Annotated in this window: 18 protein-coding genes and 2 rRNA genes; 7 read left to right on the plus strand and 13 right to left on the minus strand. The window is 50.9% G+C overall.

Features of this window, described 5'->3' with window-relative positions; translation table 11 throughout:
• Positions 1-18 precede the first annotated feature (18 nt).
• From dtd to typA, 4 genes are all read right to left on the minus strand, one after another.
• Positions 19-456, minus strand: a complete 438-nt coding sequence (gene dtd, locus VH187_RS06085; RefSeq protein WP_329700590.1) for a D-aminoacyl-tRNA deacylase — start codon at positions 454-456, stop codon at positions 19-21.
• The gene (locus tag VH187_RS06090) at positions 453-1,325 is read right to left on the minus strand and encodes a virulence factor BrkB family protein (RefSeq protein WP_329700591.1); all 873 of its coding nucleotides are present in this window, start codon (positions 1,323-1,325) and stop codon (positions 453-455) included. The genes dtd and VH187_RS06090 overlap by 4 nt, the downstream gene beginning before the upstream one ends.
• Positions 1,319-1,918, minus strand: a complete 600-nt coding sequence (gene yihX, locus VH187_RS06095) for a glucose-1-phosphatase (protein WP_329700592.1) — start codon at positions 1,916-1,918, stop codon at positions 1,319-1,321. Before yihX ends, VH187_RS06090 begins: the two co-directional genes overlap by 7 nt.
• Positions 1,919-2,131: 213 nt before the next feature.
• Positions 2,132-3,958: a ribosome-dependent GTPase TypA gene (gene typA / locus VH187_RS06100; protein WP_329700593.1), complete on the minus strand. Its 1,827-nt coding sequence runs from the start codon at positions 3,956-3,958 to the stop codon at positions 2,132-2,134.
• 380 nt (positions 3,959-4,338) lie between these two features.
• Here typA and glnA point away from each other — a divergent pair, with 380 nt between their 5' ends.
• The 3 genes from glnA to glnG all read left to right on the plus strand — a co-directional run bounded on the left by glnA (position 4,339) and on the right by glnG (position 8,500).
• Positions 4,339-5,748: a glutamate--ammonia ligase gene (gene glnA, locus VH187_RS06105; RefSeq protein ID WP_329700594.1), complete on the plus strand. Its 1,410-nt coding sequence runs from the start codon at positions 4,339-4,341 to the stop codon at positions 5,746-5,748.
• Between the two features lie 281 nt (positions 5,749-6,029).
• Positions 6,030-7,079 carry a nitrogen regulation protein NR(II) gene (glnL, locus tag VH187_RS06110; protein ID WP_329700595.1) on the plus strand — a complete coding sequence of 350 codons (1,050 nt, stop codon included), beginning with the start codon at positions 6,030-6,032 and terminating at the stop codon, positions 7,077-7,079.
• Positions 7,080-7,090: 11 nt separating this feature from the next.
• On the plus strand, positions 7,091-8,500 hold the full coding sequence (glnG, locus tag VH187_RS06115; RefSeq protein ID WP_329700596.1) for a nitrogen regulation protein NR(I): 1,410 nt from the start codon (positions 7,091-7,093) through the stop codon (positions 8,498-8,500).
• An 82-nt stretch (positions 8,501-8,582) separates the two neighbouring features.
• Here glnG and hemN read toward each other — a convergent pair whose 3' ends face one another.
• Together hemN and yihI are read right to left on the minus strand one after the other, a co-directional pair.
• Complete coding sequence (hemN, locus tag VH187_RS06120) at positions 8,583-9,956, minus strand: oxygen-independent coproporphyrinogen III oxidase (RefSeq protein ID WP_329700597.1); 1,374 nt, start codon at positions 9,954-9,956, stop codon at positions 8,583-8,585.
• 188 nt (positions 9,957-10,144) lie between these two features.
• Positions 10,145-10,660, minus strand: a complete 516-nt coding sequence (gene yihI / locus VH187_RS06125; RefSeq protein WP_329700598.1) for a Der GTPase-activating protein YihI — start codon at positions 10,658-10,660, stop codon at positions 10,145-10,147.
• 586 nt (positions 10,661-11,246) lie between these two features.
• On the opposite strand from yihI, the gene yihA reads away from it, so the two are divergent.
• Complete coding sequence (yihA, locus tag VH187_RS06130; protein ID WP_329700599.1) at positions 11,247-11,888, plus strand: ribosome biogenesis GTP-binding protein YihA/YsxC; 642 nt, start codon at positions 11,247-11,249, stop codon at positions 11,886-11,888.
• Positions 11,889-11,971: 83 nt separating this feature from the next.
• Here the strand turns inward: yihA and spfP are convergent, their stop codons facing one another.
• Both spfP and polA read right to left on the minus strand, forming a co-directional pair.
• Positions 11,972-12,019 (minus strand): small protein SpfP, encoded by a 48-nt coding sequence (spfP, locus tag VH187_RS23560; protein ID WP_071892919.1) that lies wholly within the window; start codon positions 12,017-12,019, stop codon positions 11,972-11,974.
• Positions 12,020-12,229: 210 nt separating this feature from the next.
• Positions 12,230-15,022, minus strand: coding sequence for a DNA polymerase I (polA, locus tag VH187_RS06135; protein ID WP_329700600.1), 2,793 nt, complete (start codon positions 15,020-15,022; stop codon positions 12,230-12,232).
• A 396-nt stretch (positions 15,023-15,418) separates the two neighbouring features.
• Between polA and VH187_RS06140 the strand changes: the two genes are divergently transcribed.
• Entirely contained in the window at positions 15,419-16,321 is a 903-nt protein-coding gene (locus tag VH187_RS06140) for an acyltransferase (RefSeq protein WP_329700601.1), read from the plus strand.
• Positions 16,322-16,387: 66 nt separating this feature from the next.
• On the opposite strand, the gene dsbA is transcribed toward VH187_RS06140, so the two are convergent.
• The 3 genes from dsbA to VH187_RS06155 all read right to left on the minus strand — a co-directional run bounded on the left by dsbA (position 16,388) and on the right by VH187_RS06155 (position 18,370).
• Positions 16,388-17,011: a thiol:disulfide interchange protein DsbA gene (dsbA, locus tag VH187_RS06145; RefSeq protein ID WP_329700602.1), complete on the minus strand. Its 624-nt coding sequence runs from the start codon at positions 17,009-17,011 to the stop codon at positions 16,388-16,390.
• 26 nt (positions 17,012-17,037) lie between these two features.
• Positions 17,038-18,024, minus strand: a complete 987-nt coding sequence (locus VH187_RS06150; RefSeq protein WP_329700603.1) for a serine/threonine protein kinase — start codon at positions 18,022-18,024, stop codon at positions 17,038-17,040.
• 76 nt (positions 18,025-18,100) lie between these two features.
• Positions 18,101-18,370 (minus strand): YihD family protein, encoded by a 270-nt coding sequence (locus tag VH187_RS06155; protein WP_329700604.1) that lies wholly within the window; start codon positions 18,368-18,370, stop codon positions 18,101-18,103.
• Positions 18,371-18,439: 69 nt separating this feature from the next.
• Here VH187_RS06155 and mobA point away from each other — a divergent pair, with 69 nt between their 5' ends.
• Together mobA and mobB are read left to right on the plus strand one after the other, a co-directional pair.
• Positions 18,440-19,024 carry a molybdenum cofactor guanylyltransferase MobA gene (gene mobA, locus VH187_RS06160; protein ID WP_329700605.1) on the plus strand — a complete coding sequence of 195 codons (585 nt, stop codon included), beginning with the start codon at positions 18,440-18,442 and terminating at the stop codon, positions 19,022-19,024.
• On the plus strand, positions 19,021-19,527 hold the full coding sequence (gene mobB / locus VH187_RS06165; RefSeq protein ID WP_329700606.1) for a molybdopterin-guanine dinucleotide biosynthesis protein MobB: 507 nt from the start codon (positions 19,021-19,023) through the stop codon (positions 19,525-19,527). Before mobA ends, mobB begins: the two co-directional genes overlap by 4 nt.
• Positions 19,528-19,617: 90 nt before the next feature.
• Here the strand turns inward: mobB and rrf are convergent.
• Both rrf and VH187_RS06175 read right to left on the minus strand, forming a co-directional pair.
• Positions 19,618-19,733 (minus strand): 5S ribosomal RNA (gene rrf, locus VH187_RS06170).
• A 215-nt stretch (positions 19,734-19,948) separates the two neighbouring features.
• Positions 19,949-20,196: ribosomal RNA gene (locus VH187_RS06175) — 23S ribosomal RNA — on the minus strand; the annotation flags it as partial.

Raw genomic sequence — 20,196 nt, forward strand, 5'->3', positions numbered from 1 at the left:
ACCAGCCAGTATGCAGCGTCATATCTGCAACCAGAATGTCACGGGACCGTCATTAACCAGCGATACCTGCATATCTGCGGCGAAACGCCCTGTTTGGGTGTTCATCTCTTGTTGGCGACAGCGCTCAACAAAATATTCATACAGTGCTTCAGCGCGATCGGGGGCCGCTCCACGGGAAAAACCCGGACGCATGCCGCGCTCGGTGTCTGCCGCCAGAGTAAACTGCGACACCACCAGCACGCTGCCGCCTGCCTGCTGAACGTTGAGGTTCATTTTGCCATCGGCATCGCTAAAAATTCGGTAACCCAGAACGCGTTCGCACAGGCGATTCGCTTTCTGTTCGTCATCATCCTTTTCGACACCCAATAACACCAAAAGTCCCTGACCAATTTCACCCGTCACCTCACCATCCACGGCAACGCTGGCACGGGTTACGCGCTGAATTAATGCAATCATGGCTGTTCATCTTCTTGTTGGAGTGCAGCGAGTTTGAGTTTTCGGTATTCCCCGAGAGTGACAGTTATTTCTGCGCCAAGCAAGACGATGCACCACGTCCAGTACACCCAAACGAACAAAATGGGGATGACCGAAAGCACGCCATAAATCAGTTGGTAAGAGGGAAATGTGGTGATGTAGAGAGCGAAGCCCTTTTTGCCAAGCTCGAACAGCAATGCCGCCACCAATGCCCCAACCACGGCATCACGATTCATCACTCGCGTGGTCGGCACAATGCTGTAAAGCATCCAGAACGATATCCATGACAGCAACAGCGGAAAAATACGCAGGATGTTATCAATCACACCGTTGATTTCGCTCGCCCAACTCAGCGAGAGCAAATAGGAACTGATCGCCAGACTCGCCCCTGCCAACAGCGGCCCAAGCGTTAAAATCATCCAGTAAACGGCGAAAGAATAGATTTTTGGCCGCACGCGCTTGCTACGCCAGATAGCATTCAACGCACTATCAATGGCATACATCAGCAATAGCGCCGTAACAATCAGCCCGCACGCGCCCACCGCCGTCATTTTGTTGGAGTTTGCGACAAACTGCTCAATGTAACGCTGAATCACATCACCTGTGGACGGCAGAAAATTAGCAAACACAAAATGTCGAAGCGTGATGCTGACGTCCGAAAACATCGGAAATGCGGCGAAAAGAGCAAATACAACAGCGATAAGCGGCACAAGAGAGAGCAGCGACACGTAGGCCAGGTTCCCGGCAAGCGTCGTCATGTGGTCTTCATCAATACGCCGCCAGAGCAATTTCAGCCAGGCAACCAGCGGCCTGGCGTGATGGGAGGCTTTTTGATGAACGGTTTTTAGCATAGCTGTTTCGCAAAATACTCAGGGATGGTTTCTTTTCCGGTCACCAGAATACTGGTGATGCCTAGCTGGTTAGCGCCTTCTATATTATCGGCATTATCGTCGAAAAAGACTGTATCCCCCGCCGAAAAACCTTCCGCTTCCAGTACTCGCTGATAAATCCGCGCTTCCGGCTTACGCATCCCCATTTCTTGCGAAAGGTAGATGTGGTCAGCCGCTTCGCGCACTTCGGGGTATTCATCCGGCCAGAAAGTGGTATGCAGACGGTTGGTGTTCGAAAGCACAACGACGCGATGACCCTGTTCACGCAGCTTACGCATCACGGCTATCACTTCCGGGCGCAGCCCGACAAAGATCGCCTGCCAGCCGTGGGAGAACTGTTCGTAGCTCAGCGACAGGTCCATTTCGTGGCACAGCGCCTCGGCAAAGGCTTCATCGCTAATCTCACCACGTTCATGCTGATGAAACGCTTCCCCCATGACGAAATTTTGCTTCAACGTCGCCAGCGGCACGCGGCTGAAATCACTCCACGCGCCGAACACCCGGTTGAAGTCGATATCGACAATCACATTACCTAAATCAAAGATATAGAGCATGATCCTCTCCTTTTGCGTCATGGAAAAATAACTGTAGCGGGAAAGGAGAGGTTTGACTACCGGGATGACGAGCAGGATGGGAAAACGGTGACGTCATTGAGACTACGTTGGGGCATTAGTGGATACAAACAAAAAAGCCGCTGAGAAATCAGCGGCTTTTTATTACCGGGTGAGCGTTAACTCAGTCCGGCTGAAGGCTATAACAAAAGAAACTTACGCTTCTTTCGGACCACGTCCAGCACGTTTACGGTCGTTCTCGGTCAGGTGACGTTTACGGATACGGACAGAAGTAGGGGTTACTTCTACCAGTTCGTCGTCATCGATGAACTCAAGAGCTTGCTCAAGGGACATCTTCTGAGCTGGAACCAGCGTGGTGGCTTCGTCAGTACCGGAAGCACGCATGTTGGTCAGTTTCTTACCGGTCAGGCAGTTTACAGTCAGGTCGTTAGAACGACTGTGAATACCGATGATCTGGCCTTCGTAAACTTCTGCACCGTGACCCAGGAACAGCTTACCGCGATCCTGCAGGCTGAACAGTGCGAACGCGACTGCTTTACCCTGGCCGTTAGAAATCAGTACGCCGTTGTTACGCTGACCGATTTCACCCGGACGAACGTCGTCGTAGTGGCTGAACGTGGAGTACAGCAGACCAGTACCAGAAGTCATAGTCATGAACTCGGTACGGAAGCCGATCAGACCACGCGCTGGGATCAGGTAATCCAGACGAATACGGCCTTTGCCATCAGGGATCATGTCTTTGACATCGCCCTTACGCTCGCCCATTGCCTGCATTACAGAACCCTGGTGCTGCTCTTCGATATCCAGCGTCACGTTCTCGAACGGCTCTTGCATACGACCATCGATCATACGGTTGATAACTTTCGGACGGGACACAGCCAGTTCGAAGCCTTCACGACGCATGTTTTCGATAAGAACAGACAAGTGCAGCTCACCACGACCGGATACACGGAACGCGTCCGCATCTTCGGTTTCGTCAACGCGCAGTGCCACGTTGTGCACCAGCTCTTTGTTCAGGCGGTCGAGGATTTGACGTGAAGTTACGTACTTACCTTCTTTACCACAGAACGGAGAGGTGTTGACGTTGAAGAACATGGTTACTGTTGGTTCATCAACAGACAGGGCTGGCAGCGCTTCTACCGCCTGCACATCGCAGATGGTGTCAGAGATGTTCAGTTCACCCAGACCGGTGATAGCAATGATGTCGCCGGCTTCCGCTTCAGCAGATTCGATACGCTCCAGACCGAGGTGGCCCAGGACTTTACCGACTTTACCGTTACGGGTTTTGCCTTCGCTATCAATGATAGTCACTTGCTGGTTTGGCTTCACTTTACCGCGTTTGATGCGGCCGATGCCGATAACACCCACGTAGTTGTTGTAGTCGAGCTGAGAGATTTGCATCTGCAGCGGACCATCAAGATCAACGTTTGGTGCTTTAACGTGGTCAACAATCGCCTGGTACAGCGGGGTCATGTCTTCCGCCATATCAGTGTGATCGTTACCCGCAATACCCATCAGTGCAGATGCATAGATGATTGGGAAGTCGAGTTGCTCGTCGCTTGCGTCGAGGTTAACGAACAGGTCGAAGACCTGATCCACAACCCAGTCAGGACGCGCGCCTGGACGGTCAACTTTGTTGATAACCACGATCGGCTTCAAACCATGGGCAAATGCCTTTTTGGTTACGAAGCGCGTCTGCGGCATTGGGCCATCCATTGCGTCAACGACCAGCAGCACGGAGTCTACCATGGACATTACACGTTCAACTTCACCACCGAAGTCGGCGTGGCCCGGGGTATCAACGATGTTGATACGGTAGTCATTCCATTTGATAGCGGTGTTTTTAGCGAGGATGGTAATCCCACGCTCTTTCTCCAAATCATTGGAGTCCATCACGCGTTCGGTGGCTTCAGCACGTTCATTACTGAAGGTACCAGATTGCTGCAGCAGCTTATCAACCAGGGTAGTTTTACCATGGTCGACGTGCGCGATGATGGCGATGTTACGCAGATTTTCGATCACAACTTTGCCTCAGGCATTAGAAATAGCGCGTTATTGTACACGGATTAATCGCAGGACTAAACAGGATCACAAACATCCTCTGCAAACAAGTATCGCAGAGTTGTCGTGTGATCGCTTTCACGAAGAGTAAAAAGGGCTAAATTACGTAATTTGCACCAAAACAGTGCCAACATTTCACACGCGGGCACTATTTTGGTGCAAGATATCTATCATGGTGCAGCCCATTTGCACTATGGCGCGCATTATAACGCCTTTTACGGGGCATTTAAAAGTTGGCACAGATTTCGCTTTATCTTTATCAAGGCAACAACGCCACATTAAGCAGTGCCAAGAATAGTTCGTTACCACGACGACACTGACAAATCCGGGAGAGTTTAAGTATGTCCGCTGAACACGTTTTGACGATGCTGAACGAGCATGAAGTGAAATTTGTCGATCTGCGCTTCACCGATACCAAAGGTAAAGAACAGCACGTCACTATCCCTGCTCACCAGGTAAATGCCGAATTCTTCGAAGAAGGCAAAATGTTTGACGGCTCCTCTATCGGCGGCTGGAAAGGCATTAACGAATCTGACATGGTTCTGATGCCAGACTCTTCCACGGCACTGATTGACCCGTTCTACGAAGAATCTACCCTGATCATTCGTTGCGACATCCTTGAGCCAGGCACACTGCAGGGCTACGATCGTGACCCGCGTTCTATCGCAAAACGTGCTGAAGAGTACCTGCGTTCTACCGGCATTGCAGACACCGTTCTGTTCGGGCCAGAGCCAGAGTTCTTCCTGTTTGACGATATCCGTTTTGGTGCGTCTATTTCAGGTTCCCATGTTGCTATCGACGATATCGAAGGCGCGTGGAACTCTTCTACCAAATACGAAGGCGGCAACAAAGGCCACCGTCCAGCAGTAAAAGGCGGTTACTTCCCGGTTCCTCCGGTCGATTCTTCTCAGGACATCCGTTCTACCATGTGTTTGATCATGGAAGAGATGGGTCTGGTTGTTGAAGCGCATCACCACGAAGTGGCCACCGCAGGTCAGAACGAGATCGCGACTCGTTTCAACACCATGACCAAAAAAGCGGACGAAATTCAGATTTACAAATATGTGGTTCACAATGTTGCACACCGTTTCGGTAAAACCGCGACCTTTATGCCAAAACCAATGTTTGGCGATAACGGTTCCGGTATGCACTGCCACATGTCTCTGTCCAAGAACGGCACCAACCTGTTCTCTGGCGACAAATATGCGGGCCTGTCTGAGCAAGCGCTGTTCTACATCGGCGGTGTTATCAAACACGCTAAAGCGATCAACGCCCTGGCGAACCCGACGACCAACTCCTACAAGCGTCTGGTCCCGGGTTACGAAGCACCGGTAATGCTGGCGTATTCTGCCCGTAACCGTTCAGCGTCTATTCGTATCCCAGTGGTTTCTTCTCCGAAAGCGCGTCGTATCGAAGTTCGCTTCCCGGATCCAGCGGCTAACCCATACCTGTGCTTCGCAGCACTGCTGATGGCCGGTCTGGATGGCATCAAGAACAAGATCCACCCAGGCGAAGCGATGGATAAAAACCTGTACGACCTGCCGCCAGAAGAAGCGAAAGAGATCCCACAGGTTGCAGGCTCTCTGGAAGAAGCACTGAACTGCCTGAACGAAGACCGTGAGTTCCTGACGGCGGGTGGCGTGTTCACTGATGAAGCTATCGATGCTTACATCGCACTGCGTATTGAAGAAAACGACCGCGTACGCATGACGCCGCACCCGGTTGAGTTCGAGCTGTACTACAGCGTTTAATTACTGAATTTAAAGCTTTAAGTTAGACCCAACGGATTTCGCGTCGCAGCAAGGCGGCAACTGAGTGAATCCCCAGGAGCTTAGCTAACTAAGTGACTGGGGTGAATGAAGGCAGTCAACGCCGCTGTGGCGTGAAAGACGTTAGGAGATTTTGTTGCCGTGGAAACTTTCAGCCCATCTCCGGATGGGCTTTTTTCTCCACGAAAAGTACGCCGATCGCGAATTTTCATCGACTTACGCTTATAATGCACTGTATTGGTGCAACCTAAGGAGACTGCGAAATGGCAACAGGCGTGCTGCCCGATGCTGGGCAGATCCTCAATTCTTTGATCAACAGTATTTTACTGGTCGATGACGAGCTGGCGGTCCATTACGCCAACCCGGCGGCGCAGCAGTTGCTCGCCCAGAGTTCACGTAAATTATTTGGTACACCGCTACCGGAACTGTTGAGTTATTTTTCCCTGAACATCGGTTTGATGCAGGAAAGTTTGCTGGCAGGCCAAGGGTTCACTGACAACGAAGTGACGCTAGTGATTGACGGGCGCTCGCACATTTTGTCGTTAACCGCACAACGATTGCCTGACGGCCTGATTTTGTTGGAAATGGCGCCGATGGATAACCAGCGTCGTCTGAGCCAGGAACAGTTACAGCATGCGCAGCAGGTGGCGGCTCGTGATCTGGTTCGCGGCCTGGCGCATGAAATCAAAAACCCGCTCGGTGGCCTGCGGGGTGCGGCACAGTTGCTGAGCAAAGCGCTGCCCGACCCGTCGCTTTTGGAATATACCAAAGTGATCATTGAACAGGCCGATCGCCTGCGCAATCTGGTGGACCGTTTGCTTGGCCCACAACAGCCTGGTATGCACGTCACTGAAAGTATTCATAAAGTGGCAGAGCGCGTGGTGAAACTAGTGTCGATGGAACTGCCGGATAACGTTCGCCTGACTCGCGATTACGATCCGAGTCTGCCGGAGTTGCCGCACGATCCCGACCAGGTTGAGCAAGTATTACTGAATATCGTTCGTAATGCCCTTCAGGCTTTAGGCCCGGAAGGTGGCGAAATCGTTCTGCGTACCCGCACCGCGTTCCAGTTAACGCTTCACGGCGTGCGTTACCGACTTGCGGCACGCATCGATGTGGAAGACAACGGGCCTGGTATTCCCTCGCACCTACAGGATACGTTGTTCTATCCAATGGTCAGCGGACGCGAAGGCGGCACCGGGCTTGGATTATCCATCGCCCGTAATTTGATCGACCAACACTCCGGTAAAATTGAATTCAACAGTTGGCCGGGCCACACCGAATTCTCGGTTTATCTGCCCATTCGGAAATAGAGGTGCATTTTATGCAACGCGGGATAGTCTGGGTCGTTGATGACGATAGTTCCATCCGTTGGGTGCTTGAACGTGCGCTCACAGGGGCAGGATTGACCTGTACCACCTTTGAAAGCGGCAGCGAAGTGCTTGACGCCCTGTCCAGCAAAACGCCTGACGTGCTGCTGTCCGATATCCGTATGCCGGGTATGGACGGGCTGGCGCTGCTAAAGCAGATAAAACAACGCCATCCAATGCTTCCGGTCATCATAATGACGGCCCATTCCGATTTGGATGCCGCCGTCAGCGCTTATCAACAAGGCGCTTTCGACTATCTGCCAAAGCCGTTTGATATTGATGAAGCTGTGGCGCTGGTTGAGCGTGCCATTAGTCATTATCAGGAACAGCAGCAGCCGCGCAACGTGCAGGTCAATGGTCCGACGACAGACATTATTGGCGAAGCGCCTGCCATGCAGGACGTTTTCCGGATCATTGGTCGCCTGTCACGTTCGTCCATCAGCGTGTTGATTAACGGTGAGTCTGGTACGGGTAAAGAGTTGGTCGCGCATGCTTTGCATCGCCACAGCCCTCGCGCCAAAGCACCGTTTATTGCGCTGAATATGGCGGCCATTCCTAAAGATTTGATCGAATCCGAACTGTTTGGTCATGAGAAAGGCGCGTTTACTGGGGCGAATACCATTCGTCAGGGTCGCTTCGAGCAAGCCGACGGCGGTACGCTGTTTTTAGATGAAATCGGTGATATGCCGCTGGATGTGCAAACGCGTCTGCTGCGTGTGCTGGCTGACGGTCAGTTTTATCGTGTGGGCGGTTACGCGCCGGTCAAAGTGGATGTCCGGATTATTGCGGCGACTCACCAGAACCTTGAGCTACGAGTGCAGGAAGGCAAATTCCGTGAGGATTTGTTCCACCGTCTGAACGTCATCCGTGTGCCTCTGCCCCCGCTGCGCGAACGCCGGGAAGATATCCCGCGTCTGGCGCGCCATTTCCTGCAAGACGCCGCCCGTGAACTCGGCGTGGAAACGAAACAGCTTCATGCCGAAACGGAAGCGGCATTAACGCGCCTCGCCTGGCCCGGCAACGTGCGCCAGTTGGAAAATACCTGCCGCTGGCTAACGGTGATGGCGGCGGGTCAGGAAGTGCTGATTCAGGACTTACCGGCAGAATTGTTTGAAAGCACGGTGCCAGATAGCCCATCGAGTTCATTGCCGGACAGTTGGGCAACGTTACTGGCGCAGTGGGCCGACCGCGCGCTGCGTTCCGGTCATCAAAACTTGCTGTCTGAAGCGCAACCAGAGATGGAACGCACGCTGCTGACGACCGCGCTGCGTCACACGCAAGGCCATAAGCAGGAAGCGGCTCGACTGCTGGGTTGGGGGCGAAACACCCTGACTCGCAAGCTGAAAGAATTGGGGATGGAGTAACACATAGCGGCCTGATGGCGCTGCGCTTATCAGGACTACGTATCGTAGCCCCGGTAAGCGTCCGCGCCACCGGGGAAGTGGGTTAAATCACGCGAGAGAACTGCTGCATCCGCGCCTTCTGACGCAGATAAGTATCGAAACACATGCAGATATTACGGATGAGCAAACGTCCTTTCGCCGTCACCTGAATACCCTGCGCCGTCACATCCACCAGCCCATCTTTCGCCAGCGGTGCCAACAGTTTTAAATCTTCCGCAAAGTATTGTTCGAAATCCAACGCCCACTCTTTTTCTACCGCCGCAAATTCCAAACGGAAGTTACAGATCAGCGCCTTGATAACATCGCGACGGATACAGTCGTCTTTGGTCAGCGCAATGCCACGCCAAAGTGAGTTACCGCTCTCATCCACCTGCTGATAATAGCTTTTTAGCTCTTTCTGGTTCTGCGCGTAGCAGTCGCCAATCATGCTGATGGCGGAAACCCCGAGACCTAACAGATCGCTATCGCCCTGAGTGGTGTAGCCCTGGAAATTACGGTGCAGAACACCTTCACGTTGTGCTATCGCCAGTTCGTCATCCGGACGAGCAAAGTGATCCATCCCGATAAACTGATAACCGGTGTCGGTCAGCGAGGTGATGGTTTCCTGCAAAATATCGAGTTTTTGCTGGGCCGAGGGTAAATCGGCATCTTTGATTTTACGCTGAGCGGCAAACAGCGTCGGCAAGTGCGCGTAGTTAAACACGCTCAGGCGATCTGGATTCAGTTCTGCGACACGCTTGAGCGTAAACGCAAAGCTCTCCGGTGTTTGCTTCGGTAAGCCATAGATCAGGTCAATATTGGTCGATGTGAAGCCAATCTCGCGGGCGTGATTCAATAAGGCAAAAATGAACTCTTCATCCTGCTCGCGGTTCACCAGTCGCTGAACTTCTTTGTTGAAGTCCTGTACGCCCATGCTCAGGCGGTTAAAGCCTTCACCACGCAGGTGATCGAGCACATCCAGCTCGATTTCACGTGGGTCGACCTCAATGGAGATTTCGGCCTCAGGCAGAAAATCAAAATGCCCACGCAGCAACTGCATCAGACGGCTGATTTGCGCTTTGTTGAGATAAGTTGGCGTACCGCCGCCCCAATGTAGTTGGCTGACCTGGCGGCCGGCAAACAGCGGCGCACGGTGAACAATTTCTTGCTCAAGCGCATCAAGATACTGATCGGCTTTGTGCTGCTGGCGGGTCACAATCTTGTTGCAGCCGCAGAAATAGCAGAGCTTATGGCAAAATGGGATGTGGACGTACAACGACAGCGGGCGCTCAGGGTAACGGGCAACTGCCTGTTGAAAATCGGTTTCGCCGAAGTCTTCGGAAAACTCCAGCGCGGTAGGGTATGAGGTATAACGTGGCCCGGAATAGTTGTACTTCTGGATAAGGGCCAAATCCCAGTCGATTAACTGCTCAGACATGCTTACTCCTTGCGGTGGTATCGCGAACGGCGACGACGTGCCGGCTGGCCTAAATTTAAGGTGCTCAGCCGGTTGCGCAGCCAATGCTTACGCCGCGACAACCGTCGTAGTTTAACGAATAACCACCCCAGATAACACATAACCATAAGGGTTATAAGCAGGACAGGCAGTCCGAGGGGGTGCAAACGTTAGTTTCCGCCCTTCAGCAGACGCATCATGTCTTCTTTGCCTTCGTCTTCTTCCTCTTCGTCTTCATCATCGTAAGAAAGACCCAGCTGTTGCATTAATGCGTCAATACGATCGAGTTGTGCGTTGACCCAGGTTTGCTCTTCAGCATTGAGGGTTTCACCCTCTTCCAGGCGTTCCAACAGCGCATCCAGGCGCTCATCATTTTCCAGTAAATCCAGCTCAGCCTGCGGTGAAAGCATAGGTTTCTCGCTCTTCGGTTTTTGCTGCTTTGTCACCGGACGCTCGACTGCGCCCAGCGGGATTGGGGTCTTGCTGCCAATACGGGGATCTTTCTGTTGGCCCTGTTTTTTGCCACCAGCGCCAGCCTCACCGCCGCCCGCGCGGCTACCTGCTACGTGGCCACGATGCTTTTTGTCGCGTTTACGGGCACGTGCTTCCTGATCTAGCTCTTCACGCGTCTTACGACGGGCTTTTCCAGGAACTTTACTGCGCGGTGCGGATGTTGGTTTTTTCATGATGATGGGTGTCTTTACGTTGTTTACTACAGTATAGAATTGAGGCGGAATCTAGCAGAAAGCAGACAAAGAAAAAAGGCGACAGAGTAATCTGTCGCCTTTTTTCCTGACTCACAACCCATTACGGGTCACACTGTCCTTGTTTGCCATCAACACACCCTGTCTTTCCTTTGGCATAAAACAATCCGTGTCTTCTTCCTGATCCTTTTACTACGTCTCCAGACGTTGCCTCCTGGCAATTCCTTAGTCTTCGCCTCCTGGCGTTCCTTGACCCTCGTCCTGAGTTGTTATCCTTATCGGCATCCCCGCCTGATGTGGAGTACTTTACGCTGAATTCCTGAACGCACAAGCCGCTTTGGGCGACGAAAACGAAAATTCGGAACAATACTAAAATGCAACACATTGATTTTAAATGATTCAGTAAAAATGTCGTCTGCAACTTATCCTGAATTTCGCATAAGGCTTATGGCAAATGTCCTACACGGAGGAGGGATATAGCTGACAGCCTAAGCGCGTGACAAACACCGCCTTTTGCCATTGTTCAGGTATACTCCCCGGCATAGACCGATTTTATGGAGAGGCTCCTTTGATTAACCTGAACTATCAACAGACGCATTTTATTCTCAGTGCGCCTGATATTCGCCACCTGCCGTCCGATACCGGGGTTGAAGTGGCTTTTGCCGGTCGCTCCAATGCAGGTAAATCGAGCGCACTGAACACGCTGACCAACCAGAAAGGCCTGGCGCGTACCTCAAAAACGCCGGGTCGTACGCAGCTTATTAACTTGTTTGAAGTGGCCGATGGCAAACGCCTTGTCGACTTACCGGGTTACGGCTATGCCGAAGTGCCAGAAGAAGTAAAACTCAAATGGCAGCGTGCTTTGGGTGAATACCTGCAAAAACGCAACAGTCTCAAGGGATTAGTGGTTTTGATGGATATCCGTCATCCGCTAAAAGATCTCGACCAGCAAATGGTGAACTGGGCTGTTGCCAGTAATATTGAAGTGATGATTCTGCTGACCAAGGCCGACAAACTGGCATCGGGTGCGCGTAAAGCCCAGCTTAATATGGTGCGCGAAGCAGCCGCTGCATTCGGCGGAAATATCGAGATTGAAGTGTTTTCATCACTGAAGAAAATCGGTGTGGATAAGCTGCGCTATAAACTGGACAGCTGGTATAACGATCTTCCACCAGCGGTGGAAGAAGAAGAAGACGCACCAGAAGAGTGAAAATAAACGGGTTCGCCCGTTTTTTCTGGGTCGCGCGCAATAAAAAACGCCCCAGTCATTACTGACTGGGGCGGCTAAAATATTCAGCCAAATCCGATTACGTGAAGTAAAAGGTCTGAAAGATAGAACATCTTACCTCTGTACCCTACGCGAATAACTCTACTCTTTTTTCCTTAGCCCAGAAAGCACTTTTTGTAGTTTTTTTTCACTCTTTACATAGCAAATTCCGATAGTCATCACAAAAAGCTATAAGTTATGTTGCTTACTTACAAAAAGTACCGATGAAATCTCTGCACTAAAAAATCGAATTTAGCGGCGAATTTGTGTCTTTTGACAGGCGCTTAGTGCGCCTGATCCCAGTTCACACCGCTACCGACTTCCACTAACAGTGGAACATCAAGTTTGGTGCTGTTTTCCATTAACTCGTGAACTTTCTTCGATACAGCTTCAAGATCGTCTTTATGCACTTCGAACACCAGTTCATCGTGTACCTGCATGATCATTCGCACACGTGGCTGTTCTTTCTGTAACCAGGCGTCGACCGCAATCATCGCTCGTTTGATGATGTCCGCCGCAGTGCCTTGCATCGGGGCATTGATCGCCGCACGTTCCGCACCTGCACGACGCGCAGCATTGCTGGACTTGATGTCCGGCAGATACAGACGACGGCCTTCCAGCGTTTCGACATAGCCCTGCTCTTTCGCCTGTTCGCGCGTGCGTTCCATATATTCGCGCACGCCAGGATAGCGTTCAAAGTACAGATCCATGTACTTCTGCGACTCTTTACGCGGAATGTTCAGCTGGCGAGATAACCCGAAAGCGCTCATGCCATAAATCAGGCCAAAGTTAATTGCCTTTGCGCTGCGACGCTGTTCGTTGCTGACGCTGTCCAGCGGCAGGCCAAACACTTCGGCAGCTGTTGCGCGGTGGATATCTTTACCTTCCGCGAACGCAGTCAGCAGGCCTTTATCGCGGGAAAGATGCGCCATGATACGCAACTCAATTTGCGAGTAGTCCGCAGATACAATCAGATAATTTTCTGGGGCAATAAACGCCTGACGAATACGGCGACCTTCTTCATTGCGCACCGGAATGTTTTGCAGGTTAGGATCGGTGGAAGACAAACGCCCTGTCGCCGCGACCGCCTGATGATAAGAGGTATGCACGCGCCCTGTTTTCTCGTTGATCATCAACGGCAGCTTATCGGTATAGGTCGATTTAAGCTTCGCCAGACCACGATATTCAAGGATCACTTTCGGCAGAGGATAGTCGAGCGCCAACTCTTCCAGCACTTCTTCGGAAGTCGAAGGTGCGCCGCCTGGTGTTTTCTTCAACGGCTTGATGCCCTGCTTTTCAAACAGAATCGTTTGCAGCTGTTTTGGTGAGGAGAGGTTAAACGCTTCCCCGGCAAATTCATGCGCTTTTTGCTCAAGCTCTACCAGACGCGTTGCGAGTTCTGCCGAATGGTTGTGCAGCACGGTCGGGTCGATATTCACCCCATTGCGTTCCACACGAGAAAGCACCGGGACAAGCGGCATTTCGATATGCTGGAAAACATTCAACGGGCCTTTCTGCTGTTGCAGTTTCGGCCACATTTTCAGGTGCAGTTGTAACGTGACGTCTGCATCTTCCGCGGCATAACGCCCAGCTTCTTCCAGTGCAATCTGATTAAAAGTGAGCTGATTTTTCCCTTTCCCGGCAATTTCTTCAAAGGTAATGGTTTTATGTTTTAACCAGCGACTGGATAAGCTGTCCATGTCGTGACGACCGGCCACGCTGTCGAGGGTGTAGGATTCCAGCATGGTATCAAACGCGATCCCGCGCAGTTCGACGCCGTAGTTCGCCAGAATGCCACGATCGTATTTGAGGTTCTGCCCGACTTTCAGGCACTTTTCATCTTCCAGTAGCGGCTTTAACAGTTCCAGCACGCGCTCACGGGAAATCTGTTCCGGGGCATCAATATAATCATGCGCGACGGGCACATACGCCGCTTCGCCCGGCTCTGCGGCGAATGAAAGTCCAACCATATTGGCGGAGACATTATCGAGGCTATCGGTTTCAGTATCAAAAGCAAATACGGGCGCTTTCTTTAACTTCTCAATCCACTGCTTCAGCGTCGCTTCATCGAGAATAGTGACATAGTTATCCGCACTGAGCGCTATCGCCGGCTCTTCGGCTACTTCTTCAATCGTCTCAGCCGATGCCGCCGTTGGTTTTGCAGCAGGCTTTCCACTCTTCGCCTGCATCCACTTCCCGGCTTCTACATCGGTTATCCAGCGTTTGAATTCATACTCTTTAAACAAGCTCAGCAACTCATCTGCCGCGGGTTCCTGAACATGAAGCTGCTCACAGGTCAGTTCCAGTTCAACATCCGTTTTGATAGTCGCAAGCTTATAAGAGAGATAAGCCATCTCTTTATTCTGCTCAAGCTTCGCCGCCATGGTTTTTGCGCCACGGAAGGTCAGCCCGGCGATTTTTTCCGGCTCGGCATACAACGCATCCAGGCCGCCTAATCCTTGCAGCAACGCCTGCGCCGTTTTCTCGCCAACACCAGGAACGCCCGGAATGTTATCGGAGGAGTCGCCCATCAACGCGAGGAAATCGATAATCAGTTCTGGTGGTACGCCGTATTTGGTGACCACTTCTTCTGGACCCAGCACGGTATTGGTCATGGTGTTGATAAGCGTAATTTCCGGCGTGACCAGTTGGGCCATATCTTTATCGCCGGTACTGATGAGCACCGGGCGGCCCGCTTTTTCGGCTTCACGCGCCAGCGTGCCGATGACATCATCAGCCTCAACACCCGATACTGCCAATAATGGCAGGCCCATTGCTTTTACCATCGCGTGCAGCGGTTCAATCTGAGCGCGAAGATCGTCTGGCATCGGTGGACGGTGAGATTTGTAATGTTCAAACAGTTCGTCACGGAAAGTTTTGCCCTTGGCATCAAAGACGACCGCCGCATGCGTTGGTTGATACTGCATGATCAGGCTGCGCAGCATGTTCAGCACACCGTACATGGCGCCTGTTGGCTGGCCTGCGCTGTTGGTCAGCGGAGGAAACGCGTGATATGCGCGATAGAGATAAGAGGAGCCATCAACCAGGATGAGGGGGTTTTCTTGGATCTGAACCATAATTTCCGTGCCTGTTTATCAGATTAGGCGTAAAGGATGCCACAGACAGAGGTAAAACATGAGTTTTTCGCCCCTTTTGCCGTAAAAGTTTTGTCGATCCTCGGGATCGCTCGCAAAACAATCCTGTGGATAAGTTTGTGCATAGATTTTTTACACCGTATAAATCCTGGACACCCTAAATTCAATGTAACGATATTGATCATGTTTTTCATGATGTTATCAACGATCGTGACAACTATACACATCATTGGTGACAATTTGTGCCGTGTGGATATAACTAATAGCTATTTTTCCATTCTGGTTGGACCCGTGTTTAGGGCTGATTTCTGATAAAATCAGCCTCTTGCGCCTGCGTAAGCCGCGCTTTATACAATTAACTATCTGAATAAATTAATTATGTCGAGATTACTCGCTGCGATAACGCTTTTATTGAGTATCGCCCTGACCATCGTCGTGACTATTGCCTGTTCCGTGCCAATCATTCTGGCTGGGATCATTAAACTTCTGCTTCCCATTCCCGCGGTGTGGCGGTCTATCTCGGCATTCTGTAATTTGATGATGTACGGCTGGTGTTCAGGGCTTGCGCTGTTACTGCATCTGAATCCGTGGCTGAAATGGGATGTTGAAGGTCTGGATGGACTGAATAAGAAAAATTGGTATTTGCTTATCTGTAATCACCACAGTTGGGCGGATATCGTTGTACTTTGCGTCTTGTTTCGTAAGCACATTCCAATGAATAAATACTTTCTGAAGCAGCAACTGGCATGGGTGCCATTTATTGGTCTGGCATGCTGGGCGCTCGACATGCCCTTTATGCGCCGCTACTCCCGAAGCTATTTGATTCGCCATCCGGAACGCCGCGGTAAAGATGTGGAAACAACCCGTCTCTCCTGCGAGAAATTCCGTAAACATCCGACCACTATTGTGAATTTTGTCGAAGGCTCTCGCTTCACTGAAGAGAAACGTCAGCAGACACGTTCGCCTTATAAGCACCTGCTGCCACCGAAGGCGGCGGGGATCGCCATGGCATTAAACGTATTAGGTAGCCAGTTCGATAAATTGATGGACGTGACACTCTGCTATCCAGAAAACGATCGGACGCCCTTTTTCGATATGTTAAGCGGAAAGCTAACCCGTATTGTAGTGCGGGTAGATTTAGTCCCGGTCGCCGAACAGTTGCACGGTGATTACGTTAACGATAAGAACTTTAAGCGCGGTTTTCAGCAATGGCTGAATACTCTTTGGGTTGAAAAAGATGCCCGAATCGAAGAGATTAAAGCGGGTACAGAAGTCAGATAACGTTCAGAAAAAAGCCCCGTCAATGCGGGGCTTCAGGTAATAAAGTCGATCAGCAATCGGCTTTTTTTATTTCTTCTCAACCAGTTGTTTTACCGCGTCAGCATACTGTTGCACAAACACGTCCATGTTGCTGGTATCCATACCTTGCGGGTTCAGTTGGTATTTTCCGTTGACGTACATTGCCGGAACACCTTGCAGCTGCAGGTCAGCAGCGGCTTTTTCCTGCTGAGCAACCAGCGATTTCACCACGAAGCTGTTCCATGCGGCATCGTAATCTTCACCTTTAACACCGGCATTCACGAAAACCTGACGGATATCAGCCACTGTCTGTACAGTTTGCGTTTTCTGTACAGCTTCAAACATCGGAGCAGTGATTTTATCTTCCACACCCAACGCCATTGCTACAGCCCAAGCTTGCGTGATCTCTTTACCCAATGGGCCAAGAAACTCAACATGATACTTGGTCATTTTGGTGCCTTCCGGCAGTTTTTTCTTCACGTTATCAGAAACATGAAGCACTTCCTCAAACTCATAGCAGTGTGGGCAATAGAATGAGAAGAACTCCAACACCTGTGGCTCACCCGCAACTGGTTTCTCAAGGGTTGTGTACTGCTTACCGTCGGTGATTTGTGCGGCGGAAGCGCTGAATGCCAGAATCATTCCTGCCAGCGCCAGAAAAATCTTTTTCATTGTTAATTCTCTCCTGAAAATGTCTGTTAATACATCGGCGTTAATTGTAATGGAGGTTCCTGGAGAACCCTGACTTGTTCCAGGAACGTGTGGGTTTGCCTGCGCCAGTTATCTTCCTCGGTAAGCCAAGGAAAATTAGCAGGAAAAGCAGGGTCACCCCAGCGGCGGATTATCCACGCCAGGTAATAAACCATACGCATAGCGCGTAAAGGTTCAATCAAGGCAAGCTCAGCCGTGTCAAACGTGCTGAACTCCTCATAAGCTTCAAGAACAATATCGAGTTGCATCAGGCGCTCGGCACGATCGCCGTGCAGCAACATCCATAAATCCTGGACGGCTGGACCATTACGCGCATCATCCAGATCGACAAACAGTGGCCCATCACGCCAGAGAATATTACCCGCGTGGCAATCGCCGTGAAGCCGTAGTGTGTTAAAACGAGTGTGCCATTGCTGCATTACGGCATCAATCAGCTTATCCGTTGCGGCAAGAAATTCGGACTTTAGTGCAGACGGGATGAGAGGGGTTGTCTCGAATATCTGTCGAGGTTCCAGTAAATATTCCTGAACCCCAATACTCGGGCGCGCGGTAAATAATTTTTTACGGCCGGTCTGATGGAGACGACCGAGATAACGACCCACCCACTCCATCTGATCGATATTATCGGGTTCAAACTGACGGCCACCGACACTCGGGAATACAGCAAAGGAGAACCCCTGCTGGCTTAGCAGCGTTTTCCCTTCGAATGCGATGGGTGCGGCAACGGGAACATCATCAGCTTGTAACTCAAGCGCGAACTGATGTTCCTCACGGATTTGTTCCGCCGACCAACGCTGGGGGCGATAGAATTTGACGACAAAACGGCGTCTGTCTTCATCCTGAAATTGCCAGACACGATTCTCATAACTATTGAGAGGAGTCAGACCCGAATCCACCCGAATGCCCTGATCAAAAAGGGCATCAACGATGGTATCCGGGTGAAGGGTCTGGAAAGTAAAAGCCTTATCGTTCATCCGATTATCCGGAAATGACTGCGAATAATTCAGAATACCATTTCACAGCCTTTTCGGTGGCGTCACTTACAAGCTTTTACTCTTTAATTACGCCGCGAGCACGGAGTAATGCGGTTTTGAAATCTTCTTCATAATCTTTCTTAATACCCGGAATCGCCGCGTCTTTTGCGGAATCGCGCATTTTCAGGTGGTAAATCAGAATATCATCGGAAAGATCTGCGAGTTCACCGTCAAAACCTGACTCCTTCGCCAGTTTCTGTAAGAATTGCATCAAATTCAGCTCTGGCTCTTTTTGCCAGGCCGGCTGGAGGAGTTCAATCACTTCGTTCAGACGTTTACATTTCATTTATTTGCTCCTTACGCTTAACGCTCACACGTTAGCAGGGTCAAACCCACAATAAAAGAGGCGATATTCGTGAATCAGTATCAGGGGATAACCGGTGTCGTACTGGCAGGGGGAAAGGCAAGCCGAATGGGCGGTAAGGATAAGGGATTACAAGAACTTAATGGAGTCCCGTTGTGGCGGCACGTCGCCAATACACTTTCAATACAAACAGAGACTCTGATTATTAACGCTAACCGATCGTTAGACGTTTATCGTTCTGGCGGTTTTGTGGTAGTTCAGGACACATTACCTGACTATCCGGGGCCGCTCGCTGGAATGCTCGCAGTCATGCAGCATTCAGCATCGGAATGGTTTTTGTTCTGCCCTTGCGATACGCCTTTCATTCCAGATTGTCTGACCGATCGCTTTCTACAGTTTAAAGACAGCGCGCTTGTGGTTTGGGCTCATGATGGGGAACGCGATCACCCAGCCGTTTCTCTTGTTCATCGCAATGTTATCCCGGCTCTGGAAGAGTATCTCGCAGCAGGAGAACGACGGGTGATGGTATTTCTTCAGCAATGCGGAGGGCATGCTGTTGATTTCATTGATGTCAAAGCTGCGTTTATCAACGTCAATACACTCGAAGATTTACAAAACATGCAGGTGAACTCATGATCCCTATTCTGGCTATTGCAGCCTGGAGCGGTACGGGAAAAACAACGCTCTTAAAAGCGGTGATCTCAGAACTTTGCACTCGTGGAATACGTCCGGGGCTTATCAAACATACGCATCATCGAATGGATGTTGATACACCAGGGAAAGATAGTTACGAGCTCCGTAAAGCGGGCGCCGCACAAACGTTGGTTGCTAGCGCACAGCGCTGGGCGTTAATGACGGAAACGCCTGATGGTGAGGAACTCGATCTGAATTATTTGGTGAGCCGAATGGATCTTTCTAAGCTGGATCTCATGCTCGTTGAAGGGTTCAAACATGAATCTGTCGCAAAAATTCTGCTCTTCAGACAAGGTTCTGGACACAATATCGAAGAGTTGATTCTGGACGAACATGTCATCGCTGTGGCCAGTGACGTCAATATTGATGTACCAGTGCCATTGCTTGATCTAAATAATATCAATGCCATAGTAGATTTTATTGAGCAATGGATGAAACACAGGTGAAGAAGAAAACTGCTTTTGTTGCTGATTTTTTTAGAATGGACAATAACGCAAAAAGCCCAGTCTTTCGACTGGGCTTTCCACTTGTTTGATGCCTGGCAGTTCCCTACTCTCGCATGGGGAGACCCCACACTACCATCGGCGCTACGGCGTTTCACTTCTGAGTTCGGCATGGGGTCAGGTGGGACCACCGCGCTACAGCCGCCAGGCAAATCTTGATGCACGAAACGAATCTTTTGCACTGCTGCTGCGTTGGCTGCGCTCCTAAAGTCAGTCACATACGTCAGTATGCTCCTTCCTTTCCTGCGCTTGCCGCCTTGCATCAGCACAAAATCTTTCGTTCCCGCTAAATTGTTATCCGGTCACAGGCTGAAAATCTCTTTTGCGTCTCTCATAACGCACACCAGAACGCTTCTGGCGTTGTAAGGTTAAGCCTCACGGGTCATTAGTACCGGTTAGCTCAACGCATCGCTGCGCTTACACACCCGACCTATCAACGTCGTAGTCTTCAACGTTCCTTCAGGACTCTCAAAGGAGTCAGGGAGAACTCATCTCGGGGCAAGTTTCGTGCTTAGATGCTTTCAGCACTTATCTTTTCCGCATTTAGCTACCGGGCAATGCCATTGGCATGACAACCCGAACACCAGTGATGCGTCCACTCCGGTCCTCTCG

The organism is Scandinavium sp., assembly GCF_036271055.1.
Lineage (GTDB): Bacteria > Pseudomonadota > Gammaproteobacteria > Enterobacterales > Enterobacteriaceae > Scandinavium.

Coding starts and splice junctions, on each gene's coding strand:
- dtd (WP_329700590.1), bottom strand. CDS start 456: ATGATTGCATTAATTCAGCGCGTAACCCGTGCCAGCGTTGCCGTGGAT.
- VH187_RS06090 (WP_329700591.1), bottom strand. CDS start 1,325: ATGCTAAAAACCGTTCATCAAAAAGCCTCCCATCACGCCAGGCCGCTG.
- yihX (WP_329700592.1), bottom strand. CDS start 1,918: ATGCTCTATATCTTTGATTTAGGTAATGTGATTGTCGATATCGACTTC.
- glnA (WP_329700594.1), top strand. CDS start 4,339: ATGTCCGCTGAACACGTTTTGACGATGCTGAACGAGCATGAAGTGAAA.
- glnL (WP_329700595.1), top strand. CDS start 6,030: ATGGCAACAGGCGTGCTGCCCGATGCTGGGCAGATCCTCAATTCTTTG.
- glnG (WP_329700596.1), top strand. CDS start 7,091: ATGCAACGCGGGATAGTCTGGGTCGTTGATGACGATAGTTCCATCCGT.
- hemN (WP_329700597.1), bottom strand. CDS start 9,956: ATGTCTGAGCAGTTAATCGACTGGGATTTGGCCCTTATCCAGAAGTAC.
- yihI (WP_329700598.1), bottom strand. CDS start 10,660: ATGAAAAAACCAACATCCGCACCGCGCAGTAAAGTTCCTGGAAAAGCC.
- polA (WP_329700600.1), bottom strand. CDS start 15,022: ATGGTTCAGATCCAAGAAAACCCCCTCATCCTGGTTGATGGCTCCTCT.
- VH187_RS06140 (WP_329700601.1), top strand. CDS start 15,419: ATGTCGAGATTACTCGCTGCGATAACGCTTTTATTGAGTATCGCCCTG.
- dsbA (WP_329700602.1), bottom strand. CDS start 17,011: ATGAAAAAGATTTTTCTGGCGCTGGCAGGAATGATTCTGGCATTCAGC.
- VH187_RS06150 (WP_329700603.1), bottom strand. CDS start 18,024: ATGAACGATAAGGCTTTTACTTTCCAGACCCTTCACCCGGATACCATC.
- VH187_RS06155 (WP_329700604.1), bottom strand. CDS start 18,370: ATGAAATGTAAACGTCTGAACGAAGTGATTGAACTCCTCCAGCCGGCC.
- mobB (WP_329700606.1), top strand. CDS start 19,021: ATGATCCCTATTCTGGCTATTGCAGCCTGGAGCGGTACGGGAAAAACA.